Raw genomic sequence first — 25,890 nt, forward strand, 5'->3', positions numbered from 1 at the left:
CAGACCACGTCCGGTGGCACGTTCCGGGGCCGGCGCACCGCCGACCCCGGAACACGGCGCGGAGGTCAGTAGCCGTACCGGCTCTTGAGGTGGCGCCACCAGTCGCGGAGCATCCAGGCGTCGAACTCGGTGATCGAGCTGGCACTGCCGGCCCTCATCAGGAACCCACCGACGCCGCTCGGGGTCCAGTCGTAGAAGTCGTCGAGGCCGAAGGTATGGCCGATCTCGTGCAGCAGGATCGTCATGTTCGCGGCGTTGAGGTTGTTCATGAAGTACTCGCGGCCCATCCGCTGGCCCCAGTCACCACCGGCACCGCCGCCGAACCCGTCGGTCAGCCAGAGCGACTGGTCGTAGTGCCGGGCGGCCCCGCCGGGACAGTTCGGGTACTGGCCGTTCTGGTTGAAGAACCGGCCGCAGGGCGCGGCGCACTGCGGGGCGTTCTCCCGGATGTCGCCGACGTAGATGTCGACGGAGTTGTCGGTCCACTGCAACTGGTTGCGGTCCCGCACCGCCCAGCCGACGACCCGGACCGGCACGTCCTGGTACGGCCAGGCGTTGTGCCCGGCCATCACGTCCATCCACTTCTTGTACTGCCGAGCCAGCGTGGCGTGGATCTGGTCCCGTTGCGCGGCGGTCACCGTGGCGCCGGAGTCCCAGCGGACGCAGTAGTTGACGTAACCGCGGTTCGCCATCACCTGGTCCCAGCCGTAGTTGCGGAACCCGTAGAGGTTGCCGTTGTTGTAGGTCTGCTCCTGGTGCTGCCAGACCTCGGTCAGCGGGGTGACCAGGTTGGCCGGCGGGTTCCAGCCGCTGGTCGGTGGCGGTGTCGTCGGGTTGGGTGCCGGGGTGGTCGGCGCGGGCGTGCCCGGGGTGGTCGGTGCCGGGGTTCCCGGTGCGCCGGTGCAGGTCACACCGTTGAGCGCGAACGAGGTGGGCGCCGGGTTGCTTCCGGTCCATGAGCCGTTGAAGCCGAAGGAGGTGCCGGCGCCGGTGCCCAGGCCACCGTTGTAGCTGACGTTGGTGGCGGTGACCCGGTTGCCGCTCTGGGTCACGGTGGCGTTCCACGCCTGGGCGACGGTCTGCCCGGCCGGGTAGGTCCAGGTCAGCGTCCAGCCGTTGAGCGGGTCGCCGAGGTTGGTGACGGTCACGTCGGCGCCGAAGCCGCCGGACCACTGGTTGGTGATCCGGTAGTCGACCCGGCAGCCGGGTGCGGCGGCCTGGGCGCCGGTGACCGCGAGCGCCGCGGTGGTGGCCAGGGTGGCGACCAGCGCCGCTGCCAGTCGCACCCCTGTTCTGGACGGTGTCATGCAGGGTCCTCTGCCATCGGGCCGGACGGCCGTAAGCGCGGCCTCCGGCGGGATAGATAGTTGTGCATTTAAACTAAGTAGAGACGATGCCGAGCGGCAAGCGGGGTGGCCCGGTCTTCGCAGACCCCGCCGTAATCGGCGGTACATCTTGCCGAAGAGCTTTTCGTCCGCCAGGGTGGCGGGCGTACCCGGCACGCGCCCCCGGTCCGCCGTCCGGCGCCGCCGGGTCCGGGGCAGCCGGCGGCACGACGGGGAAGGGTCAGCGGTGCGGTGCCGGTCCGGTGGATTCGCCTACCACGAGGCGGCCGGGCTGCCGGATGACGCCCGAGCCGGGGTTGCCGTCCAGGGCCGCGAGCAGGTGGTTGACCGCGGTCGCCCCGAGCTGCTCGAGGTTGAGGTCCACGGTGGTCAGCGGCGGCCGGCAGTCGGCGGCGAAGAACTCCCAGTTGTCGTACCCGACGATCGCGACGTCGTCCGGGATCCGTCGGCCCAGGTCGCGCAGGGTGTCGGCGACCCCGGCCGCCACCTGGTCGTTGCCGCAGAAGATCGCGTCCACCTCGGGCCGGGCGGCCAGCAGCAGGCGCGCGGCGTGCCGGCCCCAGCGCTGCGACCACTCGCCGTAGAGCGGATCGCCGGCCGGGGAGAGCCCGGCCTCGGCGAGCACGGCACCACCACCTCCCGTCCCGTCCCCCGGACAGGAGAACCGATGCGACGAGCCGTTGCCCGCGGCCTCACCGCCGGGTGCGCCGCGGCGCTGGCCACGTGCCTCGCCCTGGACACGAGCCTGGCCCCGGCGCCACCCGCCGGTCGCCAATCCCATCACCACCACCATCTACACCGCCGATCCAGCACCCCTGGTCGTCGGCAACATGATGTACGTCTATGCCGGCCGGGACGAGGCCCCGACCGGCACCAACAACTTCGTCAGGCGCGAGTGGCACGTGCTCTGGCCCGAGCAGGGCAGGGAGGCGGGGTGGCGGCCCCGCCCACCGCACCGGTCAGCGTCGGCGTGCCTGCTCCATCGTCTCCTGGGTCTGGCCGCGCAGGTCCTCCGCCGACGAGCGCGCCTGCCCACCCAGATCGCTGGCCTGCTGACCGGCCCGGGAGCGGACGGACTCGGCGGCATGCTGCGCCGGTTCCCGCAGGTTCTGCTGTGCCCTGCCGGCGATCTCGCCGGCCTGTTGCCGCACCTCGCCGGAGTGCTCGGCGACCTTGTTCCGGAGCTGCCCGGCCATTCGGCGCTCCGTCTCACCACCGGGCAGCAGGGCGGAGGCGACCATACCGAGTCCGAACGCGACGAGGCCGGCGGCGAGCGGGTGCCCCTCCGAGGCCTGCCGGGTCTGCTGTCCCAGCGACTGGATCCGGTCACCGGCGGTGGAGATTCCGGCCTGCGTCGCCGCACCGGTCTGCCGCAGGTTGCCGCGGGCGTGTTCGGCCCCCTCCCGGGCCTGGGCGGTCGCGCCGTGCATGCCCTGCCGGGCCTGCGTGGCGCTGCCCATCACGTTCTCGCGCATCCGCTGCCAGGCGCTGCGGGCCCTGCCCGCCTGCCGGTGCGCCGCATTGCGCGGGGACATCCGGTCACCGAGCGCATTGAGGTTCTCGCCGAGTCGGTCCTGGTTGCGGTCGATCTCGTCGCGGAGCGAGTGTGGATCCGTGCTCATCGTTCTCCTCCGATCAGTGCTGTGCCCGATCAGCGCGGTGCCCGGTCGGTGCGGTGCCCGTCCCGGATGGCGGTGGGCATCCGCCGGATCGACTCGGACGTCTGCGGCAGCGCCCTGAGGCTGCGCGCCTGGCCCCTGGCCACCCCGGCCAGGACGGCGGCGACCAGGGCCCAGACCCCGGCGACGACCAGCGCCGCCCAACCCTGGTCCATCACGTTCGCCAGCCCCCACCAGAGGGCGTACGAGAGGAAGAGCAGCACCATCAGCGCACCGAGGGCGGCACCGCCGAACATCCCGGCGACCCGGCCGGCGGTGCGTACCTCCTGCCGCAGTTCCAGTTTGGCCAGTTGGATTTCCTGGCGGACCAGCGTCGAGGTGTCCCGGGTGACGGCGCCGAGAAGTTCGCCGATCGACGCCTGCCCCGGGTCCCGTTCCCGTTCCCGTTCCCGCTCGGCGCCGAGCCCGCGGGCGGAGGCGCTCACCGCCGTACCTCCCGGGCCCGGCCCTCGCCCATCACGCCGGGCTGGCCGGCCCGGGTTTCCGGCCGTGGGTTGCCACCCGGCTGGGCCTGCCGGTCCTCCGGCGTCTGCCCGTACATCCCGGCGGGCTGGCCGGCCCCGCTCCGCATCCCGTCCGGATGCGGTTCCGCGCCACTCGGGGGTGTTGTGGCCTCCGGGCCGCCCTGCAACGCGTCGCGGTTCCGGGTGAGCCGGCCGGCGATCACCCCGGCCACGGCCGCTCCGGCGAGGAAGAGTCCGGGATTGCGGCGGGCGTAGTTTCGCACGTCGTCGAGGACGCTGCCGGGTTCTCGCTGGTCGAGCCAGTGCGCGGCCTGCTGGGCCCGGTCGGCCGCGTGCCGGACCAGGTCCGTGCCGACCCCCGGGCGGTCGGTACGCTCCGACATCGTCCGCAGTTCGTCACCGAGAGCCCGCAGCCCGGAGGCCGCCCGCTGCTGCTGTGCACCGGCCTCCGCCCTGAGTTGGTCGGTGGCCTGTCCCATCAGGTGTTGGGCCTGCCGTCGCGTCTCGTAGGCGACATCCCGGCCCCGGTTGGTGGCGTCGTGTGCCAGGCCGCCGCCGGCCTGCGTCAACCGCTGTCCGGTCTGCGCGGCCCCCTCCCGGGCGACCTGGGTCCTCGACCGGTGGCCGTCACCGGACGGGTCGACATCGTCTCTGGTCATCTCCGCCCCCAGCTTCGCGTTCCGCCCCATGCTTCGCGTGGCATCAAGGCGCGCTTACCCGGCCCGCTGGTCGTTATGCCGGATCAGGCCGTGACCAGGAACGACGTCCCACCCGAGTCGGAGTTCTGGGAGCATCCGGGATATTCGTCCGGGTCTTCGAGGCGGACGCCTCACCAGCGTCGGGTTCAGCCTCCCCCGACGAGATCGCCACCAACGGCCGCAAGGGCTGACGAAGGGTGGTGCCGGCTACCGGCGGGACCGGTCGGCGCCACCCTTCGGCCCGCCCGACCGGTCCCGGAGCTCGTCGGCGAGCAACGCCTGGTGGCTGACGCCGGAGCGGTAGGCGGACCGACCGACGAGCTGGGCAAGGACCGGCGCGGTCACCAACTGGAAGAGCACCACCACGACGAGTGCCAGCGCCTCCGTGCCGCCGATCCGGGGTGCCGTACCGGCACAGATCAGCGCCAGGCCGACGACCTGTGGCTTGGTCGCCGCCTGCAACCGGGCGGCGACGTCCGGCAGGCGGATCAGGCCCAGCCCGGCCAGGACCGCGAGGATGCCGCCGGCCACAAGTGCCGCCGCCGCGAGCACCTCGCCGACCCGGCCGAGGATGCCCATCACGCCCTCCCGGCCAACCGGACCACCGACACCGTGCTGAGGAAGCCGACCAGCGAGACCACGACGAGCAGGATCACGTTGCCGCCCTCCCCGCTCCGCGCCGCCTCGACGGCGATCGCGCTGACCAGGACGACGACCAGCGTGTCGAGCGCGACCAGTCGATCATGCAGGGTGGGTCCCCGGAGCAGCCGTACCAGGACGAGAAGTCCGGCCACCGCCAGCAGGCCGGCGGTGACGACGAGGGCGATGCTCACGATCCGCTCCCTTCCGGTCCGGACGCCCGGCCGTCCGGGACGTCCTCGCCGAGCGTTCTCAGTAGGTCGTGGGCCGCGCGGCGGGTGTGCCGGCGGGCCCGTTCCAGGTCGTCCGGACCGCGTACGTCGAGGACGAAGACGTAGATCTCACCGGCCTCGGGAGCCACACCGAGCACCAGCGTCCCGGGCTCCAGCGAGATCCGGTTGACCACCACCGTCAACGCGGTGGCCGACGGGTGACCCACCGGCACCGCGAGCACCGCCGATCTGGCCCGGGGCCCACGCGCCAGGGTCGTCCAGCAGACCTGGAGCGACGAGGCCAGGACGTCGGCCCCGGACCGGGCCAGTGTCATCGGCAGCCGCCGCCACCGTGGACGCGCCGCCGCCGGTTGCGCGGGAAGCCGGCAGGCGGCGAGGCAGAGCGGCCCCACCAGGAGTGCCGAGCCGAGCGCCAGGAGGCTGCCCGAACCCCAGAGCAGCAGCCAGAGCAGGGCCAACCAGGCGGCCAGCGCGAGGCGCTCCGCGAGGGCCGTCATCCGGCGTCCCGCTGGTTGAGTACCGCGCTGCGGTAACCCTCGCGGTCCAGCAGGTCGGCCGCGGCCCGCTGGCTGAACGCCGAGAGCGGGCCGGCGGTCAGCGTGACGGCCAACCCGGCCAGTACGGCGGCCGTGGCGGCGGCCCGCTCGAACCAGCCCGGCAGCCCCGCCGTGATGGGGCCGCGCGGCGCCGGGCTGCCGGCGCCGGACGGAGGCGGGCCGCCGGCGCCGGTCGGTCGGCCCCAGAAGACGCGCAGCCAGATCCGCATCAGTGCGGCGAGCGTGAGCAAACTGGTGAGCACCGCGACGACCGCGGTGGCGAGGACCACCGGGTCGGCCCGGGCGGCGGCCGCCTGCAACAGCGCCAGCTTCCCGACGAAACCCGCCAGCGGGGGAAGGCCGCCGAGGCTGAACGCCGACACGGCGAAGAGCACCGCGACCACCGGCGCCGTCGCGGCGAGTCCACCGAGGCGGGCCAGGGACACCGTTCGCCGCTCCCGCTCGATCAGCCCACTGATCAGGAAGAGCGCGGTCTGCACGGTGATGTGGTGCACGAGGTAGAGCACCGCGCCGGTCAGGCCCGCGACCGAGAAGATGGCGAGCCCGAAGAGCATGTAGCCGACGTGCGAGACGAGGGTGAAGGAGAGGATCCGGTTGAGGTCGTCCTGTACCAGTGCGCCGAGTACCCCGACCAGCATGGTCGAGGCGGCGAGGACCAGTAGCAGGATCCAGGGTTCCCGCCGGGGGAAGAGCAGGGTCTGCGTCCGGATGATCGCGTAGATGGCGACCTTGGTCAGCAGTGCCGCGAAGATCGCGGTCACCGGGGCCGCGGCGGTCGGGTAGCTGTCCGGCAACCACCAGTGCAGCGGCACCATGGCCGCCTTGATCCCGAGCGAGACGAGCAGCATCAGTCCCAGCAGGTTCCGCAGGTCATCGGGAAGCTCGGCCGTGGCGGCACTGAGCTGGGCCAGGTTGACGGTGCCGGTGACGGCGTACACCAGGCCGATGGTGGTGAGCAGCAGGATCGAGGCCGTCAGGCTGGAGACGACGTACGTCAGGCCGGCCCGGACCCGCTGCCGGGTCGCCCCCATGGTGATGAGGACGTAGCTCGCCATCAGCATGACCTCGAAGCCGACGAAGAGGGTGAAGAGGTCACCGCTGGTCAGCACCAGCGCGATGCCCGCGAGCAGCACGAGGTAGGTCGGGTGGAAGACCGCCGGGACGTTCTCGACGCGCCGCTCGGCGCTGCCCTGCGCGATGGCGAAGACCATCACCACCAGACAGGTCACGACGGCGACGGCGAGGATCAGCGCCGAGAAGCGGTCCACCACCAGCGTGATGCCGAGCGGCGGCTGCCATCCGCCGGCCTGGGTCGCCTGCCGGCCGGCGCTGTCGACGCGGAGCAGGAGGAGGACCGCGTCGACCAGCACCGCGCCGAGCACGGCCACTCCGAAGGCCCGCTGGACGGCCAGCCACCTGGCGAAGAGGGCGGAGACGGCGGCGGCGAGGAGCGGCACCGCCACCGGCACCGAGACGAGCAGCGCGCCGTTCACGCCTGCTCCGCCTCGGGACGGCGGCGGCGCAACCGCCGGTCCTCCAGGTCGTCCTGCACGCCGTCGTCGCGGTAGAGGCGCACGCTCCGGTCGGAGAGCGCCAGCAGCAGGGCCGTGATCGCGAAGGTGATGACCACGGCGGTGAGCGCCATCGCCTGCGGCAGGGGATCTGCCGCCTCCGCCGGCGCCGTAGCGCCGGCCTCCGGAACGTGGCCGGCGGGGCCGCCCGCCAGCAGCAGCGTCAGGTTGGCGCCGTGGCCGAGCAGCACGAAACCCGCCACGATCCGCAGCAGGCCGCGTTGCAGCAGCAGATAGGTCCCGCCGGCGAAGAGGACGCCGACGATCAGCGATAGGCTCAGGTTGCCGGAGGTCACCGCGACTCCTCACCCGACCAGACGTCACCGTAGCGGACCTGGTCGTCCTCTGCGCCCAGGCTGCGCAGTACGTCCAGCACCAGTCCGACGACGATCAGCGCGATACCGAGCTCGAACAGCAGCGAGGTGCTCACGTCCAGGTGACCGGCCGCGCCGAGATCGACCTGCCGGGCCAGGCCGGCGAGGAACTCGCCAGCGAGCAGCAGGCCGGCCAGGCCGTACCCGGCACAGGTGAACAGCCCGAGACCGAGCAGGAGCCGGGCCGGGACCGGCGCCGCCACCTCGACCTCGCCGGGGCCGCCGGCGAGGCGGCGCAGCACCAGGCCGAGCCCGGCGACGAGCCCGGCCGCGAAACCCCCGCCGGGCCGGTGCAGCCCGGCCAGCAGCAGGTAACCGGCGACCAGCAGGACGCTCGGATAGACCACCCGGGTGAGGACCTCGAGCAGCATGCTGCGCCGGTCCGGGCGCTGCTGGTCGGCGGCGGCCAGTGGCCGGGGCGGACGGGACCGGGACGCGCTCATCCCGGACCCTTCCCCGAGCGGCCGGCCGCCGGGCGGCGCCGGTCGGGCGCGACCCGCAGGCGTCGCGGCCCGGTACCGCGCCGGCTCACCATCACCAGACCGGCGATCCCGGTCGACGCGACGGCGAGCACGGTGACCTCGCCGAGGGTGTCGAGGGCCCGGAACTCCGTCAGGATCACGTTGACCACGTTCGGACCGCCCGCCGGGGGCGCCTCCCGGAAGTAGCCCTCGGTCGATCGGGACGGCACGTGGCGGGCGGTCGCGACCAGGGTGGCACCGGTGACGAACGCCCCGACCAGCACGGCGATTCCGGCGCGCAGGAAGCGGGACGGGGGCTGCGCGTGCCGCGTCCTGGGCGGCATCCGCCGTACCACGAGGACGAAGAGCACCAGCGTCAGCGTCTCCACCAGGAGCTGGGCCAGGGCGAGATCCGGGGCGCCGTGCAGGACGAAGAGGCCGGCCACCAGGTATCCGACGGCCGACAGGAGCAGCGGTACGACGAGCCGCCGCCGCGCGATGACCAGGGCCAGCACCCCGACCACCAGCCCGAGCCCCAGCACCGCCTGCGCCGGCTCGTCCCAGGCACGGGTGGGCAACCGCACACCGGCACCGGCCAGGAGCACGAAGCCGGGCCCCAGCACCAGTACGGACATGGTGACGAGCAGATATCTCGGCAGCGACCCCACCTGCGTGCGGACCGTCAGGATGCGGGCGCCGGTCATGACGCCACTGGCCAACCGGTCCTGGACCGCGAGTGCGGCGACGACATGGTGTCGGATCCGTGCCGCGACCGGGACGAGCGGTCTGCGGCCGAGGTGCAGGAGCACTCCGGCGACCAGGGTGAGCAGCGAGATGCCGAGCGGCAGCCCGACGCCGTGCCAGAGCGCCAGTCGGTATTCGTCCGGCGGGGCGGGATACGCCGCCGCGTAACCGGCTCCGGGCGCTCCGGCGACGGCCGGGACGCAGCCGAGGACCAGCCCCGCCAGCGCACAGACGGCGGTGGTCAGCAACCACGGCACGGGCACGTGCCGCAGCCGGCTCGGCACACCGGGCCGGTCGGCGAAGGCGCCCCAGAGGAAACGTACGGTGTAGGCGGCGGTCAGCGCGGACCCGGCCGCCAGCCCCGCCAGCACCCACCCCTGCCCGGGGCCGTGCCCGACGAAAGCCTCGAACGCGGCCTCCTTGCCCAGGTAACCCACGGTCGGCGGCAGGCCCACCATCGAGAGGCAGGCCAGCAGCGCCACCAGGGCGAGGCCGGGTGCCCGCCGCCCCACCCCACTCAACTCCCGCAGATCCCGGCTCCCCGCCTCGTGGTCGACGATCCCGACGACGAGGAACAGCGTCGCCTTGAAGAGGGCGTGCGCGAGCAGGATGGTGGCCCCGGCCAGCGCGGCGGTCCGGGTGCCGGCACCGACGAGCACCAGGATGAACCCGAGCTGTGCCAGGGTGCCGAAGGCGAGCAGCCGCTTGAGATCCGTCTGGGTGAGCGCGCGGATGCCGCCGAGCAGCATCGTCGTCAGACCCACCGCGAGGACCACCGGGCGCCACCCCGGCACGTCGGCGAAACCCGGCGCCAACCGGGCCACCAGATAGACCCCGGCCTTGACCATGGCCGCCGCGTGCAGGTAGGCGCTGACCGGTGTCGGGGCCACCATGGCCTCGGGCAGCCAGGGGTGGAAGGGCACCTGCGCGGACTTGGCGACCGCCCCGACCAGGATCAGCAGGACGGCGACGGTCACGGCGGGTCCCCGCGGCGGCGCGGCGAGCAGCCCGGAGATGCGGTAGTCGCCGGCCACCTGCCCGAGGAGTACCAGCCCGAGGAGCATGACGAAACCGGCGCCGCTGGTGACCAGGAGGGCCCGCAGGGCGGCCCGGCGTGCCATCCGGTGCCGGCCGCCGTCGGCGATCAACAGGAAGGAGCAGACGGTCGTCAGCTCCCACGCGACGTAGAGCGCCAGCAGGTGGTCGGCGAGGACGAGCGCGAGCATCACCCCGGCGAAGAGGACCAGCACGACGGCGAGCTGACCCAGCCCGCGCCGCCGCCCGGCGAAGTACCGGACCCCGTAGAGCAGGACGACGGTGCCGACGCCGGTGACGATCAGCCCGAGCAGGAGGGCCAGCGCGTCCAGCCGTAGTGGCAGCTCGAGCCGGAGCGTCGGCGCCCAGGCGACCGAGATCCGGCGCTCGCGGCCGGCGAGCACGTCCGGTGCCGCGCTGACCAACCAGCCGAACCCGATCGCGGGGGCGACCGCGCCCAGGGCCAGGACCCGGACTCCCCAGCGCCGGACGAGGCCGGCGCAGGCCGCCGCGACCAGGACGTGGAGCCCGAGGACGACTGCCATGTCGGGCTATCCGGCGGTTTCGGACCGGGCCCCGGTCCTGGCTCGGTGCAACACCGGCGCTCCTCTCCGGCCCGTTTGCGCCGTTTCGTCTGGTTGGCCGGCGCCGCATACCCGGTGTGGCCGGCCGGAAACCCCACGTCGCTGTTGCCGAACTCCGCCCATCCCGTCCCGGTCAGCCCGTTTGACCGGCCACCATCGGTGTATCCCCCATACCGACAGGCAGAGGGCCGACGACGAGGAGAGGCCGATGGCCGCGACCGAGACCAGAAGCGATGCCGGCGAGAAACTCCGGGGCGCGGCGCAGTCCATGACCCCGGACGGCGGACCGGCGCGTGCCCAGATCACCACCGACACCGGCAAGACCCGCATCGCGGCGGGAGTCGTCGCGAAACTGGCCGGCATCGCCACCCGGGAGATCCCGGGCGTGCACTCGATGGGTACCGGCGTCACCCGGCGGCTGGGCCAGCTCCGCAACATGCTGCCGGGCAGCTCCGAAGCCTCCGACCAGGGAGTCTCGGTCGAGGTGGGGGAGCGGGAGGCCGCCGTCGACCTGGACATCGTGACCTGGTACGGCCAGAGCATCGTCGACGTCACCGATGCGGTACGCCGGAATGTCGTCGACCGGATACGTGGCACCACCGGGCTGACGGTGGTCGAGGTCAACATCAACGTCGACGACGTCTTCGTCGACGGTGACGGGGACGGCTCCGGCTCCGCCACGGGGCCCGGCAAGCGGTAGGGCCCGGCGCCGGTCGTCGTACTCCCGCACGGGGCCGACGCGGCGTCGGCAGCCTTCGGAAGGGGTGGTCAGGGTGCACCGGGCCGACGATTCCGCGGCCGGGGCGGCGTCCCCCGGCGACCGGCTCGCCCGGGACATCAGGGAGCTGGCCGTCCAGGAGGCGATGCGGTTCCGTGCCGACCTCGCCGAGTCGGCGCGCCGGGCCGGGCTGGGGGCGGCGCTGCTGGCCGGCGCCGGTATCGCGGCCGTCCTGGGACTCGGGGCGGCATCCGCCGCCGTGCTGTCGCTGGTGGATGCGAAGCTGCCGGCCCGGCGCTCGACGGCCGTGCTGGCGGCCGGATATCTCGGCGGTGCCGCACTGCTCGCCGTCACCGGGTTGGCGCGCCTGCGCGCCGCCGGTGGTCGGACCGACCGCGTCACCACCGAGCTGCGCGGGATAGTGGCCGGCGTGCGGGCCGGCCGGAGGTGAGCGGAAACCACCGCCTCGACGGCGACGACGCGCCGGGCGACCGCGAGGGCCTCGCCCGGCGGGGCCGGGAGCCGGCGCCGCCGATCCGGAGCGGTACCTCCGTTGCGCGGGGCTCAGCCGGTGCGGAGGAGTCGGCGGACCTCGGCCGCGGCGGGATGCTCCGGTGCCCGGACGAGGAACCGGCGCAGCGTCGCGGATGCCGACTCCGGGTCGCTGCGCCGCTGGGCGAGCCCCAGGATCAGGAGGCCGTCCGGGGTGTCGGGGCGGTCGGTCAGCACCTCCTCGGCGAGACGGGCGGCCTCGGTGGCCTGCCCGAGCCGGATCAACGTGAACGCCAACCGCAGCCGGACCTCGGCGGACGGGCGCTGCTCCAGCACCGTCCGGTAGACCTGCGCCGCCGTCGCGTAGTGTCCCTGCGACTCCAGCGACCGGGCCAGGATCAGCTGGTCGGCTGTTGGATCGGCGGTTCCGGGGCTGGGCGGGGCAGCGGGGTGCGCGGCGCGGTGACCCGGCGGTGCGGCCAGGGCGACGGCGCCGACCAGCGCGAGCACCACGACCGCGCCGGCACCCCAGAGCCGGCCGCCGTGATCGGACATCTGGCGGTCCCGGCGCCCGGGGCCGGCCCGGCGGCCCGGGGTTCGTCGGCCGAAGGCGGCGGCGCCGGGGCGGCGGGACCGGAGCCGGGCGTACCCGGCCGGCACCACCAGGCCCGTCAACGCCAGCGCCGGAGCGGTCCAGAGCAGCAGCCCCCAACCTCGGGCCGCCGGTGCGGCCAGCACCTCCGTGCCGTAGCGGTCGACGAGGTAGCCGCGGATCTCGTCCGGGCTGCGCCCCTCCCGGAGTTGGCCGGCGATCACCTCCCGCATGGCGGCGGCGATCGGCGACCGGGAGTCGGCCACCGACTCTCCCTGGCAGGCGGGGCAGCGCAGTCCGGCGGCGAGGCGCCGGGCCGGATCGTCGTCGCCGGCCGCCACGGAACGCCAGGCACCCGCCAGGGCACCGGCGATCAGGATCGTCAGCCCTGCCGTGACCGTGAGCCGGCGGAGTCTCACGGGTCCAGCAGCGGCGCCAGCCGCTCGTCGAGCCACCGGGCCGTCACCGGGCCGATCATCCGGTCGACGATCCGGCCGTGCCGGTCCAACAGGAACGTCTCCGGCACGCCGCGTACCCCCCAGTCGACGGCCGTGCTGCCCGCCGGATCGGCGAGCACGGCGAGGTCCCGCGCGCCGGTCCGTTCGAGCAGCGCACGGAGGGCCACCTCGCTGTCGCGGACGGCCAGCCCGACCATCCGGACGTCCCGTGCCGGCCAGCGGCGTCCGGCGTCCACCAGCAGCGGCAGTTCGTCCTGACAGGGGCCGCACCAGGACGCGAAGACGTTGACGAGTACCACGTGGCCGCGCAACTCGGCGAGGTCGAACGGTTCGCCGGCGAGGGTCCGTCCGGCGAGCGCCGGCGCGACCGCGACCGGACGGCCCGGCCCGGCCGCCGGGTCGCCGCCCCCGTTGCCACCCGCCGTCGTGCCGACCGCCGCCACCACAACGGCCACCAGGCCGAGGGCGGCGACCAGACCGCTCACCGGGACCGGACCGTACCCCCGCAGCAGGGTCGGCCCCCGACGGCGCCGCCCGGAAGGCCGCGACGCCGGCCGTCGCCGTCGGAGCCGCCCGATCGTCCCGATCATGCGGGCTCGCTTCCGGCGGCCCCCGCCGCGGGCCCGTTCTCCCGGCCGGAGGCGGGGGCCCGTCCGGACCGGATCGCCGTGCCGGCCGCTCGAACGTCCGGTCGGTCGGTGACGTCCGGTCGGTCGGTGACGTCCGGTCGGTCGGTCGGGTCGGTGGCGACGGGCTCCCGTCCCACCCGACGATGCACGCCCCGGGCCCGGCGGCGCAGGCGGGGCCCGGTCCCGAGGGCGAGTAGGCCGCCGAGGGCACAGAACAGCCCGCCGACCCAGATCAGCGCGACCATCGGGTTGACCGCCAGCCGGACCGTGGCGGAACGGCCGTCGGCCGAGACCGCGAGCAGGGTGGTGTAGGTGTCCCGGAACAGCCCGGACCGGATGGCGGGGCGGCTCACCGTCGTGTCGTGCTGCGGGTGGTACGTCAGTTGCGGCACCAGCGTGCCGGCCGGCCGGTCGACCGAACCGAGCGCCAGCCGGGCCCGGACCGTCATGCCGGCGCCGGTCTGGACCCGGTCGACCGAGGTCAGCCGTACGCTGGCCGCCGACAGCCGAAGCGTCTCGCCGACCGGAAGCTGCCGTTCCGTGGCGACGGTGTACGCCGAGGAGGCGGCGACCCCGGCGGCGACGAGCGCGATTCCGAGGTGTGCCAGAGCACCGCCGACCCGGGGCCACCGCCGGATCCTGCGCTGCGCACCGTCGCCGTGCCACCCCCGGTACAGCGCCGCGACCGTGGCGGCGAGCGAGAAGCCGGCGCAGCCGAAGGCGGCCAACGCCATGGGCCCGGGACGGCTCGCCAGGCCGACCGCCGCGACGACGGCCAGGCCCACGGCGGCCGGACCGAGAGCCCGGCGGGCGGTCTCGGCGGGGCGTGCACCGGTCGGCGGCAGCAGGACGGCGAGGCCCAGCAGCGTCAGCAGGGCGATCGACAGGGGGACCGCCGTGCGGTGGTAGTACACCGGTCCGACCGCGACGGCGGTGCCGGAGACGGCCTCGGCGATGGGTGGGAAGACGGTGCCGACCAGCACCACCGTGGCGATGCTGCTCAGCAGGATGCGGTTGCCCAGCAGCGCCGTGGCCCGGGACAGCGGCGGAGCCGTCCCGGCCGCGTCGGGTCGCGGCGGAGCCGTCCCGGCCGCGTCGGGTCGCGGCAGAGTTTTCTCCGTCGCGTCGGGTCGCGGCGGCGCTGCTCCCGTCGGGTCCGGTGTGGACGCTGCCCGCCAGCCGATCAGGACCACGGTGGCGGTCGCCATGAACAGCAGGAAGCCGAGGAGCATGGGTCCGAGCGGCGACTCGGTGAAGGCGTGCACGCTGGCGACCACGCCGGACCGGGTCAGGAAGGTGCCGGCCAGGACCAGGAGGAAGCTGGCGCAGGCCAGGGCCGCCGGCCAACCGACCCGGGCCGGACCACGGCGCGTGAGCAGCGTGTGCAGGAACGCGGTGGCGGTCAGCCAGGGCAGCAGGGAGGCGTTCTCCACCGGGTCCCAGGCCCAGTAGCCGCCCCAGCCGAGGACCGCGTACGACCACCAGGCGCCGAGCAGGATGCCGGCGGTGAGCAGCGCCCAGGCCAGCAGCGTCCAGCGGCGCGCCGGGCCCGCCCAGTCCCGGCCACTCCCGCCCACCAGCAGCCCGGCGACGGCGTAGCCGAAGGGGACGACCAGCCCGACGTAGCCGGCGTAGAGCAACGGCGGGTGCCACCCCATCGCCGGATGCTCCCGCAGCAGGGGGTTGGGCCCGGGGCCGTCGGCCGGCACCGGCGCGACCGGGTGGAAGGGGTTGGCGGCGAAGTACGACAGCGCGAAGAAGAAGACGGCGACCAGGCTGACCACGGTCATCGCCCAGTGGTGCAGCCGTCGGTCGCCGACGGGTGCGGTGCGGGCGAGTAGACCGGCGTAGCCGGCGAGGATCACCAGCCAGAGCAGCAGCGAACCGTCCAGCGCCGACCACAGGCTGGTGAAGGTGTAGTACGGCGAGATGTCACGGCCGCCGTTCTCGGCGACGAACCGCAGACTGAAGTCGTGCCGGAGCAGCGCCCATTCCAGGGCGCCGAACGCACCGAGGGCGGCGAGCAGCCCTGCACCGGTGGCGAGCCGGGCGGGCCGGACCGGCGTCGCCGGGATCAGCGCGAGGCGTAGCCAGAGCAGCGTCGCCGCCACCGAGGCGGCGAGGCCGGCCCCGAGCGACCAGGTGCCGAGTTGACCGGTCACCCGGCGGTCCCGGACGGAGCCGTTTCCGCCGGTCGGTAGTCGTTGCCGTGCCTGACGAGTACCTGGTCGGCGTGGAAGACGCCGTCGGTGCCGAGGACGCCCTCCACGACCGCGTCCTGGCCGGCGCGGAACGCCTCCGGCGGCACGCCCTGCTGCCGTACGGTGATTTCCTGCCCCTCCGACGCGAGCCGGAACACGGTCTTCCCGCCCTCGTGCCGGACCGACCCCGGCACCACGGACCCGCCCAGCCGGGTCCGGGACAGCAGGGCGTCCGGATCGGCGTCCAGTTCCGCCGGAGTGCGGTAGTAGCTGAGGGTGCCCTGGAAGCCGGCGTAGACCAGCAGTCCGGTGCCGGCGAGCACGGCCGCCGCCAGGGCGAGGCGGGCGCGGGTCGGCCGGATCACACTGCCTCCCGGGCCGCCAGCCGGACGGTGCCGGGAACCGCTCCACCGGATCGCCCAGGCGGCGGTCGCGGCCGTCAGGCCGATACCGGCGAGCACGGCGGTCCAGCCTGTCATCCGGCCCGCACCACATTCGGTGCCGCCGCCGCCGGTGCCGCCGCCGGTGCCGCCGCCGGTGCCGCCGCCGGTGCCGGTGCCGCCGCCGGTGCCGGTGCCGCCGCCGGTGCCGGTGGCGGTGGCGGTGGCGGTGGGCCTGGTGGTGGAGTGCGGCCGGGGAGTGCGGGTTCCAGCGCCGCGAGACGACGCAGGAAGATCCAGGTCGCGGCGACGCTGAAGGCGGCCAGGCTCAGCCCCAGGGCGGCCGCCATGAGCGGGTCGATGGGCGGTCGTTCGGGGGCGAGGACCGTGGCTGGCTGGTGCAGGGACCGCCACCACACGACGGAGAAGTGCACCAGCGGCACCAGCGCGAAGCCCGCCATCCCGATGATCGCGGCGGACCGTGCGTTCCGGTGCGCCCTCCGGCCACCGGCCCCGGCCGGGCCGGGGTGGAGGGACTGCCGGGCCGCCAGGTAGCCGAGGTAGACGATCAGGAGCAGAGCGGTGCTGACGAGTCTCGGGTCCCAGGCCCACCAGGCGCCCCAGACCGCCCGGCCCCAGACGGCGCCGAGCGCGATGGTCAACGCGGTGAGCCCGACGCCGAGTTCGGCGGCGACCCGGGCGCAGCGGTCCCACCGCAGGTCGCGGGTGGCGAGGTAACCGAGGCTGGCGGTGAGGACGGCGGCGAAGGCCAGGTAGGCGGTCCAGGCGGCCGGCACGTGCAGATACATCAGCCGCTGGGCGTCACCCTGCAGCGCGTCCGGCGGGGCGATCAGCAGCCCTGTCGCGGCGGCGGCACCGGTAAGGCCGGCGGCCAGCCAGCCGAGACTCCGCCGGTCACCGGCCGCCCGCCGGTCACCGGCGGGGAGGGTCAGGGAGGTGCCGGGCCGCTGGTCGGTGCCGACTACCCGGCCGGTGCCGGGCATCGGTCGAGGAAGGTCCACGAGCCCGATGATGCAGGAGTGAGAGGTGATTCGACAGCTAAATGGCGAAACAGACCATCTGTCGTATTCGCCTGGTTAGGCTGGCTCGCAGCCTGGACGAGCGGAGGTGGTGACCGGTGATGGGCAGGAAGCCCGCCGCCCACCGCCGGTGGCGTCTCGCCCCGGCCGCCGTCCTCCTGCTCCCGCTGGTCTCCGCGTGCGCCGGCAGCGCACCCTCCACACTGGATCCGGCGGGGACGGGCGCGCGTCGGCTGGAGGGCTTCTGGTGGTTGCTGTTCTGGATCTCGGTGGCGGTCTTCGTGGAGGTCATGGCCCTGCTGGCCTGGGCGCTGGTGTTCCGCAGCAGGGCGGGCCGGGTCAACCGTTCCGACCCGATCCGCTTCGTCGTCGTCGCCGGTGCCGGACTGCCCTTCGTCGTACTGGTGGCCGTCTACGGCATCGGGCTACGTGATCTCGCGGCGCTCGGACCGCCGGACGAGCCGCCCGCGGCCACGGTCGACGTGACCGGGCACAAGTGGTGGTGGGAGGTGCGCTACGCGGGCATCGACGGCGCCACGGCCAACGAGATCCACATCCCCGTCGGGGAAGCGGTGCGGATCCGGCTGCGCACCGTCGACGTCCTGCACAGCTTCTGGGTGCCGCAACTGATGCCGAAGACCGACCTGATCGCCGGCGAGGTGCGCGAGACCTGGCTCCGGGCGGAGCGGCCGGGGGAGTACCGCGGCCAGTGCGCCGAGTACTGCGGTCTCCAGCACGCGCACATGGCGTTCCTGGTGGTGGCCCGGCCACGGGTCGAGTACGACGCCTGGCTGGGCCGGCTCTCCACGCCGGCCCCGGCACCGGAGGGCGAGGCGGAGCAGCGCGGGCAGCAGGCGTTCCTCCAGGGCAGCTGCGTTGCCTGCCACACCGTCCGGGGGACCCCGGCCAGCGGCACCGTCGGACCGGACCTCACCACCATCGGTTCCCGGTGGAGCCTCGGCGCCGGCGCGGCGCCGAACGATCCGGGGCACCTGGGCGGCTGGATCGTCAACTCCCAGACGACCAAGCCGGGCAACGCGATGCCGCCGCAGCCGGTCGACGCGGCGGCCCTCCCGGATCTGATCGCGTACCTCGAGTCGTTGCGTTAGGAGCCGGAGACCATGTCGTCCAGCACCGCCGAACACGACGCCGTCGCCGAGGCGCGCGTGTCGTTGCAGCGGCACTGGGCGGAGCCGTCGACCCTGTGGGCGTGGCTCACCACCGTGGACCACAAGAAGATCGGGCGCCGCTATCTGGTCACCGCCGCGCTCTTCTTCGGCTTCGCCGGGGTCAGTGCACTCGCCATGCGTACGCAGCTGGCGGCCCCGGAGGCACAGGTGTTGTCGCCGGGGGAGTACAACCAGCTCTTCAGCATGCACGGCACGGCGATGATCTTCCTCTTCTCGACGCCGATGCTCTTCGGATTCGGCAACTTCCTGGTGCCGCTGATGCTCGGCACCCGGGACATGGCCTTCCCCCGGCTGAACGCCTTCGGCTACTGGGTGTTTCTCTTCTCCGGGCTCTTCATGTGGGCCAGCGTGCCGGCCGGGGTGGCGCCGAACGGCGGCTGGTTCGCGTACGTGCCGCTGACCGACGAGCGGAACACGCCCGGCCTGCACCTCGACGTCTACACGCTGGGGCTGCTTTTTCTCGGCGTCTCCACCACGGCCGGCGCGATCAACTTCATCGTCACCGCGCTCAAGATGCGTGCGCCGGGAATGTCGTTGAACCGGGTACCGATCTTCGTCTGGGCGATCGTCGCCACCTCGTTCATGGTGATCATCGCCATACCGGTGCTCAACCTCGACAACGCCATGCTCTTCCTGGACCGCCGCTTCGACACCCGCTTCTTCCAACCGGAGCACGGCGGAAACGTCCTGCTCTGGCAGCACCTCTTCTGGATCTTCGGTCACCCGGACGTCTACATCATCGTGATGCCCGCCCTCGGCATCGTCTCGTCGGTGCTGCCGGTCTTCTCCCGGCGCCCCATCGTCGGTTATCCCCTGATCGTCTTCTCGATCGTCGCCATCGCGATCATCTCGTTCGGCGTCTGGGTGCACCACATGTTCGCCACCGGCCTGCCACAGCTGTCGTACTCGTTCTTCAGCGCCGCGAGCACGATCATCACCATCCCGTCCGGCCTGCAGATCTTCGCCTGGCTCGCCACCATGCTGCTCGGCCGCATCGTGCTGGGCGTGCCGTTCCTCTTCGTGCTCGGCTTTCTCGTCACCTTCGTCATCGGCGGCTTCACCGGGGTGATGTTCGCGTTCACCGCCTTCGACCAGCAGGTCACCGACAGCTACTTCGTGGTGGCGCACTTCCACTACGTCCTCTTCGGCGGCGCCGTCTTCCCCATCCTCGCCGGGATCTACTACTGGCTGCCGAAGATGACCGGGCGGATGTTCCACGCCGGGCTCGGCCGGTGGGCGTTCTGGCTGGTCTTCATCGGCATGAACCTCACCTTCTTCCCGATGCACCTCGCCGGACTGCTCGGCATGCCCCGCCGGGTCTACACCTATCCCGGCGGGCTCGGCTGGGACCCGTGGAACCTGGCGGCCACCGTCGGGGCGTACGTGCTCGCCGTCGGGCTGCTGCTGGTGGCGATCGGGGTGGTGCACGCGCTGCGCCGGGGGAAGGTGGCACCGGACGACCCCTGGGGCGGTGACACCCTGGAGTGGGCCACCAGTTCGCCGCCGAAGGCGTACAACTTCGCGGTCCTGCCCCGGGTGCACACCCTGCATCCGGTCTGGGATCCCCGGACCGCCGAGTCGATGGGGCCGGGCGCGACCGGGGACCGGATCCTGGCCGACGGGCACCGGGCGGTCTTCACCAGCGAGTTCGACGGCCGCTACGAGCGGGCGGTGGAGATGCCGGAGCCGACGTTCCGGCCGCTGGTGACCGCACTCGGTCTGCTCGTCCTATTCGTCGGACTGCTCTTCGCCTGGTACTGGGTCGCCGCCGCCGGCGGTGCCCTGGTCGCCGGGACGCTGGCCGCCTGGCTCTGGCCGCCCCGGCGTACGCCGGAGGAAGCGGGGCTGCCGGCATGACCATCCGGGACGTCCGATCGGCGGTCCGAGCCTCGGCGCTCGCCACCGAGGAGCCGGTCGGCCGCTCGACCGCATGGTGGGGGGTGATGCTCTTCATCACCACCGAGGGCACGGTCTTCGCCGCCCTGCTCGGCAGCTACTTCTACCTGCGGTTCCAGCACGGCGGGCCGTGGCCGCCGGACGGCATCCGGGAACCGGAACTCCTGCTGCCGTTGATCATGACCGCGTTGCTGGTGCCGAGCAGCCTGCCGGTGCTCTGGGCCGAGGCCGGCATCCGGCGCGGTCGGCGCTGGCAGTTGCGCGCCGGGCTGCTCGCCACCCTGCTGATGGGTGGGACCTTTCTCGGTCTGCAGGGCCTGGAGTACTCCGAGAAGCTCCGGGAGTTCACCTTCACCAGCAACGCCTACGGGTCGCTCTTCTACTCGATCACCACCTTCCACGGTGCGCACGTCACCGTCGGGCTGCTCATGGTCTGCTGGCTGCTGGCCGGCTCGCTACAGGGCAGTTTCGGCGCCCAACGCCACGAACGGGTCCGGATCGTCGCCTTCTACTGGCACTTCGTCGACGCGGTCTGGGTGGCGATCCTCTTCACGATCTACCTCTCGCCGAGGTTGTGATGACGGAGCGACTGCCACCGCGTACCGCCCTGGTCGGCGGGCTGCTGCTCTGGTTCGCCGTGCTCGGCGGCGTCTCCTTCTGGACCCTGCACGCGCTGGCCGCCTGGGCCATCGACGAACTCACCTGCGCCGCCGGCCACGACAACCTCGCCGGGTTTCCGCTGACCGGCGCGATCGCGCTGGCCGTACTCGTACCGGCGGCCGGTGCCCTCGCCGCGCTCGCCGTCTCGGTGCTCGCCTGGCGCCGTACCCGGTCCGACCTGCCCGAGGGCGGCCACCGGTCGGTGGGCCGGGCACACATGCTCGCCTTCGTCGGGCTCTGGCTCAACATGCTCGCGCTGGCCATGATCGCGTTGGGTGGCGTGGCCGCCCTGGTGCTGCCGCCATGCCAGCGGTGACCTGCTGGGCCGCGCCGGCCGCGCCGCTGGCCCACGGCGGCGCGGCGGCGCAGGCGTGGACCAACCTCGGGCTGGTCACCACGCTCGCGCTGGTCGGCGCCGGATACGCCAGGGGGGTGCACGAGCTCTGGAGCCGGCGCGGGGTCGGCGCGGTCGTCGGCCGGTGGCGGGTCGGCTGCTTCGCCCTGGGCGTCGGTGCGGTGCTGGCCGCCTCGACCGGGCCGGTGCACGAGCTGGCCGCGCGCTCCTTCGCCGGGCACATGGCGCAGCACATGCTCCTGCTGGTGGTGGCCGGTCCGGCGCTGGCCGCCGCAGCGGTCGGGCTGCCCCTGGCACTGGCCGCGCCGAGACGGCTGCGCCGGTACTGGGCGCGGTGGCGCGCGTCGACCGCCGGTGCCCGGCTGCGCCGGCCCGGACCCGTCGCCCTGCTCGCCGGCTCCCTGCACGGCGCCGTGCTCTGGGTGTGGCACCTGCCCGCCCCCTACCGGCTGGCGACGGAGAACGCGCTCCTGCACCTGGTCGAGCACGCCTCCTTCGTGGTGGCGGCGGCGCTGCTCTGGTCGGTGGTGCTCGGTGCCGGCCGGCACCGACTCGACGGCCCGGCCGCCGTGCTGCTGCTGGTCGGCACGATGCTGGTGTCCTCCGCGCTCGGCGCGGCCCTCACCCTCGCACCCGGGCCCGTCTACCCGGTCGCCATCCTGGCCCCCGAGGGCGGGGATCCACTCACCGCACAGCAGCTCGCCGGCCTGCTGATGTGGATTCCGATGGACGTGATCGTGCTGGCGGTGGCGGCGGTCGTCTTCCTGCGCTGGTTCTCGGGTCTGGACCGGCGCTCGCCGCGCGCCCCGGCCCCGTTCCCGGATGGGAGCGTGGGCGGCAGCGGCGATCCGGACACCGCCGCGATCGGCCGGCCCGAGCTGACCGAGGGTCCGCCGGTGGGTCCGGCGGCCGGGAAGGGCACCCGATGAACCGCACTGTCGCGGGCTGGTCCCGGTCGACGCTTCCGGCGGTGCTCGCCGCCGTGGCCACGCTCGCCGCGTGCGCCCGGGTACCGCCGCCACCACCACCGGAGCTCCGGGAGGGCTACCCCGAGCGGGGGGCGCGGCTGATCCAGGAGTACGGCTGCGGCAGCTGCCACGCCGTGCCGGGTGTGCGGCAGGCGGACGGTCTCGTGGGTCCGCCACTTACCCGGTTCGGTGCCCGGTCCTACATCGCCGGTGCGCTGCCGAACAACGCGGAGAACCTGCAACGCTGGATCCAGGACCCGCAGTCGGTGGAGCCCGGCACGGCCATGCCCGACCTCGGGGTCACCGAGACCGACGCCCGGGACATCGCCGCCTACCTGTTCACCCTCGAGTGAGGCGGGACGCGGGTGAAGGGGCGTACGACGACAGCGACGCTGACCACGGCGGGCCGGGACGGCGCCGGTGGTGCCGGCCGCCGCGTCCCCGGCACGTCGTCGCCGGTGTGCCGGCCGTTCGGCCGGCGCCGCCTGGTGGTCGCCGCCGTGTTGGGCCTCGCCGCCGGCCCGGTGCCGCTGCCCGGGTACGCGGCCCCGGCCCCGACACCCTCGGTGGACCCGGCAGCGGCCCGGGGAGCGGAGCTCTACCTGCGCAGTTGCGCGAGCTGTCACGGGCCGGCGGGGCAGGGGAGCCAGCGGGCGCCCTCCCTGGTCGGTGTGGGTCCAGCCTCGGTGGACTTCCAGCTCAACACCGGCCGGATGCCGGTGCAGAAGGAGGTGGCCCAGGTAGCGCACCGGGAGCCGGCCTTCGACGCCGAGGAGATCCGGGCGCTCGTCGCCCACGTGGCCAGCTTCGGCGGCGGCGGGCCGCAGATCCCGACCGTGGGCCCGGGTGACCTGCGGGAGGGCCGCGAGCTGTACCTGAGCACCTGTGCCGCCTGCCACTCCGCCACCGGCGTCGGCGCGACGTTGAGCAACGGATTCGTCGCTCCCTCGCTGGACCGGTCCAGCCCGATCCAGGTCGCCGAGGCAATCCGGGTCGGCCCCGGCCTGATGCCGGTCTTTCCGGAGAGCGTCCTGAGCCAGCAGCAGGTCGACGCGCTGGCCGGCTACGTCCAGGAGTTGCGCGGCGACCGGCTCGACCGGGGCGGTGCGTCGCTGGGCCGGCTCGGTCCCACCACCGAGGGGCTGGTGGCCTGGGGGATCGGCCTGGTGCTGCTCGTCCTCGTCGCCCGCTGGCTCGGCTCCAGGGCCGGCGAGTGACCGTGCACCGCCGGGAGCTGTCGTGACCCGTACCGACCAGGAGAGCCGCCGCGAACGTGCCGTGTCCCGGGTCGTCGGCGCCGCGTTCGGCGTCAGTGCGGTCGGTGCGGCCGGGTTCGCCACCGTGTACGCCACCGGCGGGCAGACCCAACTCGAAGGGGTCTCGCTGGCGGTCGCCTTTGCCGGACTCGCGGCCGGGCTGGGCGTCTGGGCCCGCCAGCTGCTCCCCGTCGGCGGCTACGTGGAGGAGCACGAACCGTTCGACTCGCCCGCCACCGAGCGGCACCTCACCGACGAGGCGCTGCTCGGCCCGGAGAGCCCGGCACGCCGGGGCGGGCTGGTGGCCATGCTGGCCCTGGCTCTGGCCGCGCTGGGCGGGGCGGCCCTGTTTCCGCTCCGCTCCCTGCTGCCGTTCGACCGCGAGCACCCGGTGCGGGCGCTGCGTACCACGCCCTGGGCCGCCGGCATCCGACTGGTCCGCGCCGACGGCACCCCGGTACGCCCCGCCGAGGTCGTCGCGGGCACGCTGCTGACCGTCTTTCCCGAGGGGCACGAGGACCGTGGCGACGTACCGGCCTTCGCCGTCCGGCTGGACCCGGCCCGGTTCGCCGTACCGCCGCCGGGTGGGCAGGTCGACGGTGTCGTCGTCTACTCGCTGCTCTGCACCCATGCCGGCTGCCCGGTCGCCCTCTACATCCAGGAGACCGCCCGGATGCTCTGCCCCTGCCACCAGTCGAACTTCGACCTGCTCGCGGCGGCCCGCCCGATCGCCGGGCCGGCGGCCCGCCCCCTGCCGGGGCTGCCGATCGCCGTGGACGCCGAGGGCTTCCTCGTCGCCACCGGCGACTTCACCGCCCCGCCCGGAGCCGGCTTCTGGAGCCTGAAGTGATCACACGCTGGCTGCTCCGGCGGGCGGCCCGGAGCGTCGACGACCGGTTGCGCACCGCGCCGGTGGTCCGCAGGGCCCTCGCCAAGATCTTTCCGGACCACTGGTCGTTCATGCTCGGGGAGATCGCCCTCTACTCCTTCGTCGTCCTCGTGCTGACCGGGATCTTCCTGACCCTGTTCTTCGAACCGAGCACCGCCGACACCGTCTACACCGGCTCGTTCGCGCCGATGGACGGCACCCGCACCTCCGCCGCGTACGCCTCGACGGTCCGGCTCAGCTTCGACGTCCGGGCCGGTCTGCTGATGCGGCAGACGCACCACTGGGCCGCGCTGCTCTTCGTCGCCGCGATCGTGCTCCACCTGCTGCGGATCTTCTTCACCGGCGCCTTCCGCCGGCCCCGCGAGATCAACTGGTTCATCGGGGTCACCATGCTGCTGCTGGCGATATTCAACGGCTTCACCGGCTACTCCCTCCCGGACGACCTGCTCTCCGGTACCGGCCTGCGGATCCTCTACTCGGTTGCCCAGTCGATCCCCGTGGTGGGTGCCTGGCTGGTCTTCCTCGCCGCCGGCGGGGAGTTCCCGACCGAGCACCTGGTGCCCCGGCTCTTCGTCACGCACGTGCTGCTCGTCCCCGCCGTGCTGGCCGCGCTGATCGCCGCGCACCTCGGCATCCTGATAAGGCAGAAACACAGCCAGTTCCCGGGCCCCGGTCGCACCGAGAACAACGTGGTCGGCTCGCGGTTCTGGCCCGGCTACACGCTGCGTACCCTCGCGCTCTTCGCCTGGGTCCTGGCGGTCGCCTTCGCCCTCGGCGGCCTGGCGCAGATCAATCCGGTCTGGCTCTACGGGCCGTTCGCACCGGCCCAGGTCACCTCGCCGGCCCAACCGGACTGGTACGTCGCCTGGGGCGACGGGGCGCTACGCCTCTTCCCCGCCGTCGACTTCCGGATCTTCGGCCATCTGGTGCCGTCGCCGTTCCTCCCCGGTGTGGTGTTCGGCGGGCTGACCTTCGCCATCCTCTACCTCTGGCCGTTCCTGGACCGCCGCCGCGCGGGGAGCAACCTCTCCCACCAACTCCTCGACCCACCCCGCGAACATCCGGTGCGGCTCGGCACCGGCGTCGCCGTCCTGACCCTCTTCGCCGTGCTGCTCGTCGCCGCGGCCGACGACATCATCGCCAAGGTGCTGCGGGTGCCCGTGCTGGACATACTCTCCGTCCTCCGGGTGCTGGTGCTGGTGCTGCCGGTTCCGGCCGGCGTCGTCGCCTACCTCGTCGCCCGCACGCTCCGGGCCAGCGGTGCCCGGGGAGTCGGCGAGGTGAGCGACGCAGAGGTGCGGTCGGTGCTGCGGCGGCCGGCGTCGGGGACGCCCGGAACGCGCCACGGACCGACCGGCGGCGGGCGGCCGGGCACGCCAGAAGAGGACGGCGGGCGCCTCGAACTGTGGCGGGAACGGTCCGGGGTCTGGCGCTGGCAGTACCGGAGCAGCGCGATCACGCTCAACGGCAACCAGGCGTACCTGTCCCGCACGGAGGCGGTGCGGGCGGCGGAGACCGCGTACGGGGGGTTGCCGGTGCGCGAGGTGGAGCCGCCCGGGGGCCCGGCCGGTACGGCGACCGGCTCGGTCCTGCGGGCGGGGCGCGCTGCCGGTCGGGCCGGCTCCTACCTCGCCCTCCTGGTGCTCGCACTCCGGCGGGGCCGCCGGGACCGACGGGAGTGACGGCACGCCCGGCCACGCCTGCGAGTATCTCCAGAGCCGAAGGCGGTGGGGGAACCGAAGCGGAAGAGGAGCACCTCCAGGCTGCCAGGGGCCGCCCAC

The 25,890-nt window shown here is 73.7% G+C and carries 28 protein-coding genes; 11 read left to right on the forward strand and 17 right to left on the reverse strand.

The genetic code is table 11. The features are described 5' to 3' along the window. Nucleotides 1–65 precede the first annotated feature (65 nt). From ACN28C_RS18160 to mbhE, 12 genes are all read right to left on the reverse strand, one after another. Nucleotides 66–1,307, reverse strand: coding sequence for a cellulose-binding domain-containing protein (locus ACN28C_RS18160; RefSeq protein ID WP_422768725.1), 1,242 nt, complete (start codon nt 1,305–1,307; stop codon nt 66–68). Nucleotides 1,308–1,566: 259 nt separating this feature from the next. Continuing rightward, entirely contained in the window at nt 1,567–1,971 is a 405-nt protein-coding gene (locus ACN28C_RS18165) for a substrate-binding domain-containing protein (RefSeq protein ID WP_422768726.1), read from the reverse strand. A gap of 334 nt (nt 1,972–2,305) precedes the next feature. Beyond that, a complete protein-coding gene (locus ACN28C_RS18170) occupies nt 2,306–2,968 on the reverse strand; it encodes a DUF3618 domain-containing protein (protein WP_422768727.1) in 663 nt (220 codons plus the stop codon). A gap of 29 nt (nt 2,969–2,997) precedes the next feature. After that, nucleotides 2,998–3,450 (reverse strand): phage holin family protein, encoded by a 453-nt coding sequence (locus ACN28C_RS18175; protein ID WP_422768728.1) that lies wholly within the window; start codon nt 3,448–3,450, stop codon nt 2,998–3,000. Continuing rightward, complete coding sequence (locus ACN28C_RS18180; RefSeq protein ID WP_422768729.1) at nt 3,447–4,148, reverse strand: hypothetical protein; 702 nt, start codon at nt 4,146–4,148, stop codon at nt 3,447–3,449. Before ACN28C_RS18180 ends, ACN28C_RS18175 begins: the two co-directional genes overlap by 4 nt. Nucleotides 4,149–4,394: 246 nt before the next feature. Beyond that, the gene (locus tag ACN28C_RS18185; RefSeq protein WP_422768730.1) at nt 4,395–4,766 is read right to left on the reverse strand and encodes a cation:proton antiporter; all 372 of its coding nucleotides are present in this window, start codon (nt 4,764–4,766) and stop codon (nt 4,395–4,397) included. Further along, a complete protein-coding gene (locus ACN28C_RS18190; RefSeq protein ID WP_422768731.1) occupies nt 4,766–5,020 on the reverse strand; it encodes a monovalent cation/H+ antiporter complex subunit F in 255 nt (84 codons plus the stop codon). Before ACN28C_RS18190 ends, ACN28C_RS18185 begins: the two co-directional genes overlap by 1 nt. Further along, complete coding sequence (locus ACN28C_RS18195) at nt 5,017–5,556, reverse strand: Na+/H+ antiporter subunit E (protein WP_422768732.1); 540 nt, start codon at nt 5,554–5,556, stop codon at nt 5,017–5,019. Before ACN28C_RS18195 ends, ACN28C_RS18190 begins: the two co-directional genes overlap by 4 nt. Continuing rightward, on the reverse strand, nt 5,553–7,109 hold the full coding sequence (locus ACN28C_RS18200) for a Na+/H+ antiporter subunit D (RefSeq protein WP_422768733.1): 1,557 nt from the start codon (nt 7,107–7,109) through the stop codon (nt 5,553–5,555). Before ACN28C_RS18200 ends, ACN28C_RS18195 begins: the two co-directional genes overlap by 4 nt. Beyond that, nucleotides 7,106–7,483: a sodium:proton antiporter gene (locus tag ACN28C_RS18205; RefSeq protein WP_422768734.1), complete on the reverse strand. Its 378-nt coding sequence runs from the start codon at nt 7,481–7,483 to the stop codon at nt 7,106–7,108. The genes ACN28C_RS18200 and ACN28C_RS18205 overlap by 4 nt, the downstream gene beginning before the upstream one ends. After that, the gene (locus ACN28C_RS18210) at nt 7,480–8,004 is read right to left on the reverse strand and encodes an MnhB domain-containing protein (protein ID WP_422768735.1); all 525 of its coding nucleotides are present in this window, start codon (nt 8,002–8,004) and stop codon (nt 7,480–7,482) included. The genes ACN28C_RS18205 and ACN28C_RS18210 overlap by 4 nt, the downstream gene beginning before the upstream one ends. Next, nucleotides 8,001–10,346, reverse strand: a complete 2,346-nt coding sequence (mbhE, locus tag ACN28C_RS18215) for a hydrogen gas-evolving membrane-bound hydrogenase subunit E (protein ID WP_422768736.1) — start codon at nt 10,344–10,346, stop codon at nt 8,001–8,003. Before mbhE ends, ACN28C_RS18210 begins: the two co-directional genes overlap by 4 nt. Nucleotides 10,347–10,593: 247 nt before the next feature. On the opposite strand from mbhE, the gene ACN28C_RS18220 reads away from it, so the two are divergent. Both ACN28C_RS18220 and ACN28C_RS18225 read left to right on the forward strand, forming a co-directional pair. Further along, on the forward strand, nt 10,594–11,085 hold the full coding sequence (locus tag ACN28C_RS18220; protein WP_422768737.1) for an Asp23/Gls24 family envelope stress response protein: 492 nt from the start codon (nt 10,594–10,596) through the stop codon (nt 11,083–11,085). Between the two features lie 64 nt (nt 11,086–11,149). Further along, nucleotides 11,150–11,554 (forward strand): phage holin family protein, encoded by a 405-nt coding sequence (locus ACN28C_RS18225; protein WP_422768738.1) that lies wholly within the window; start codon nt 11,150–11,152, stop codon nt 11,552–11,554. A 113-nt stretch (nt 11,555–11,667) separates the two neighbouring features. On the opposite strand, the gene ACN28C_RS18230 is transcribed toward ACN28C_RS18225, so the two are convergent. The 5 genes from ACN28C_RS18230 to ccsA form a co-directional block, all read right to left on the reverse strand. Continuing rightward, entirely contained in the window at nt 11,668–12,606 is a 939-nt protein-coding gene (locus tag ACN28C_RS18230; protein WP_422768739.1) for a cytochrome c-type biogenesis protein CcmH, read from the reverse strand. Next, complete coding sequence (locus tag ACN28C_RS18235; protein ID WP_422768740.1) at nt 12,603–13,130, reverse strand: TlpA family protein disulfide reductase; 528 nt, start codon at nt 13,128–13,130, stop codon at nt 12,603–12,605. The genes ACN28C_RS18230 and ACN28C_RS18235 overlap by 4 nt, the downstream gene beginning before the upstream one ends. 101 nt (nt 13,131–13,231) lie before the next feature. After that, nucleotides 13,232–15,436 (reverse strand): heme lyase CcmF/NrfE family subunit, encoded by a 2,205-nt coding sequence (locus ACN28C_RS18240; protein WP_422768741.1) that lies wholly within the window; start codon nt 15,434–15,436, stop codon nt 13,232–13,234. After that, the gene (locus ACN28C_RS18245) at nt 15,433–15,954 is read right to left on the reverse strand and encodes a cytochrome c maturation protein CcmE (protein ID WP_422768742.1); all 522 of its coding nucleotides are present in this window, start codon (nt 15,952–15,954) and stop codon (nt 15,433–15,435) included. The genes ACN28C_RS18240 and ACN28C_RS18245 overlap by 4 nt, the downstream gene beginning before the upstream one ends. Next, the gene (gene ccsA / locus ACN28C_RS18250; RefSeq protein ID WP_422768743.1) at nt 15,951–16,877 is read right to left on the reverse strand and encodes a cytochrome c biogenesis protein CcsA; all 927 of its coding nucleotides are present in this window, start codon (nt 16,875–16,877) and stop codon (nt 15,951–15,953) included. The genes ACN28C_RS18245 and ccsA overlap by 4 nt, the downstream gene beginning before the upstream one ends. A 119-nt stretch (nt 16,878–16,996) precedes the next feature. On the opposite strand from ccsA, the gene ACN28C_RS18255 reads away from it, so the two are divergent. The 9 genes from ACN28C_RS18255 to ACN28C_RS18295 are packed head-to-tail and all read left to right on the forward strand — an operon-like array spanning nt 16,997 to nt 25,791. After that, nucleotides 16,997–18,004, forward strand: a complete 1,008-nt coding sequence (locus ACN28C_RS18255; protein WP_422768744.1) for a cytochrome c oxidase subunit II — start codon at nt 16,997–16,999, stop codon at nt 18,002–18,004. A gap of 12 nt (nt 18,005–18,016) precedes the next feature. Further along, nucleotides 18,017–19,942, forward strand: coding sequence for a cytochrome c oxidase subunit I (ctaD, locus tag ACN28C_RS18260; RefSeq protein ID WP_422768745.1), 1,926 nt, complete (start codon nt 18,017–18,019; stop codon nt 19,940–19,942). Next, a complete protein-coding gene (locus ACN28C_RS18265; RefSeq protein WP_422768746.1) occupies nt 19,939–20,559 on the forward strand; it encodes a cytochrome c oxidase subunit 3 in 621 nt (206 codons plus the stop codon). The genes ctaD and ACN28C_RS18265 overlap by 4 nt, the downstream gene beginning before the upstream one ends. After that, nucleotides 20,559–20,957 (forward strand): hypothetical protein, encoded by a 399-nt coding sequence (locus tag ACN28C_RS18270; protein ID WP_422768747.1) that lies wholly within the window; start codon nt 20,559–20,561, stop codon nt 20,955–20,957. Before ACN28C_RS18265 ends, ACN28C_RS18270 begins: the two co-directional genes overlap by 1 nt. Next, entirely contained in the window at nt 20,945–21,925 is a 981-nt protein-coding gene (locus ACN28C_RS18275) for a cytochrome c oxidase assembly protein (RefSeq protein WP_422768748.1), read from the forward strand. Before ACN28C_RS18270 ends, ACN28C_RS18275 begins: the two co-directional genes overlap by 13 nt. After that, nucleotides 21,922–22,317 (forward strand): c-type cytochrome, encoded by a 396-nt coding sequence (locus ACN28C_RS18280; RefSeq protein WP_422768749.1) that lies wholly within the window; start codon nt 21,922–21,924, stop codon nt 22,315–22,317. The genes ACN28C_RS18275 and ACN28C_RS18280 overlap by 4 nt, the downstream gene beginning before the upstream one ends. 12 nt (nt 22,318–22,329) lie before the next feature. Further along, the gene (locus ACN28C_RS18285; RefSeq protein WP_422768750.1) at nt 22,330–23,181 is read left to right on the forward strand and encodes a c-type cytochrome; all 852 of its coding nucleotides are present in this window, start codon (nt 22,330–22,332) and stop codon (nt 23,179–23,181) included. A 22-nt stretch (nt 23,182–23,203) separates the two neighbouring features. Then, nucleotides 23,204–24,070: a ubiquinol-cytochrome c reductase iron-sulfur subunit gene (locus ACN28C_RS18290; protein ID WP_422768751.1), complete on the forward strand. Its 867-nt coding sequence runs from the start codon at nt 23,204–23,206 to the stop codon at nt 24,068–24,070. Beyond that, nucleotides 24,067–25,791, forward strand: coding sequence for a cytochrome b (locus ACN28C_RS18295; protein ID WP_422768752.1), 1,725 nt, complete (start codon nt 24,067–24,069; stop codon nt 25,789–25,791). Before ACN28C_RS18290 ends, ACN28C_RS18295 begins: the two co-directional genes overlap by 4 nt. Nucleotides 25,792–25,890: the final 99 nt, after the last annotated feature.

The organism is Plantactinospora sp. WMMC1484 (assembly GCF_049315195.1).
Lineage (GTDB): Bacteria > Actinomycetota > Actinomycetes > Mycobacteriales > Micromonosporaceae > Plantactinospora.

Coding starts and splice junctions, on each gene's coding strand:
- ACN28C_RS18185 (WP_422768730.1), bottom strand. CDS start 4,766: ATGGGCATCCTCGGCCGGGTCGGCGAGGTGCTCGCGGCGGCGGCACTT.
- ACN28C_RS18245 (WP_422768742.1), bottom strand. CDS start 15,954: ATGACAGGCTGGACCGCCGTGCTCGCCGGTATCGGCCTGACGGCCGCG.
- ACN28C_RS18275 (WP_422768748.1), top strand. CDS start 20,945: ATGCCAGCGGTGACCTGCTGGGCCGCGCCGGCCGCGCCGCTGGCCCAC.
- ctaD (WP_422768745.1), top strand. CDS start 18,017: ATGTCGTCCAGCACCGCCGAACACGACGCCGTCGCCGAGGCGCGCGTG.
- ACN28C_RS18160 (WP_422768725.1), bottom strand. CDS start 1,307: ATGACACCGTCCAGAACAGGGGTGCGACTGGCAGCGGCGCTGGTCGCC.
- ACN28C_RS18220 (WP_422768737.1), top strand. CDS start 10,594: ATGGCCGCGACCGAGACCAGAAGCGATGCCGGCGAGAAACTCCGGGGC.
- ACN28C_RS18265 (WP_422768746.1), top strand. CDS start 19,939: ATGACCATCCGGGACGTCCGATCGGCGGTCCGAGCCTCGGCGCTCGCC.
- ACN28C_RS18210 (WP_422768735.1), bottom strand. CDS start 8,004: ATGAGCGCGTCCCGGTCCCGTCCGCCCCGGCCACTGGCCGCCGCCGAC.
- ACN28C_RS18180 (WP_422768729.1), bottom strand. CDS start 4,148: ATGACCAGAGACGATGTCGACCCGTCCGGTGACGGCCACCGGTCGAGG.
- ACN28C_RS18195 (WP_422768732.1), bottom strand. CDS start 5,556: ATGACGGCCCTCGCGGAGCGCCTCGCGCTGGCCGCCTGGTTGGCCCTG.
- ACN28C_RS18170 (WP_422768727.1), bottom strand. CDS start 2,968: ATGAGCACGGATCCACACTCGCTCCGCGACGAGATCGACCGCAACCAG.
- mbhE (WP_422768736.1), bottom strand. CDS start 10,346: ATGGCAGTCGTCCTCGGGCTCCACGTCCTGGTCGCGGCGGCCTGCGCC.
- ACN28C_RS18270 (WP_422768747.1), top strand. CDS start 20,559: ATGACGGAGCGACTGCCACCGCGTACCGCCCTGGTCGGCGGGCTGCTG.
- ACN28C_RS18280 (WP_422768749.1), top strand. CDS start 21,922: ATGAACCGCACTGTCGCGGGCTGGTCCCGGTCGACGCTTCCGGCGGTG.
- ACN28C_RS18255 (WP_422768744.1), top strand. CDS start 16,997: ATGGGCAGGAAGCCCGCCGCCCACCGCCGGTGGCGTCTCGCCCCGGCC.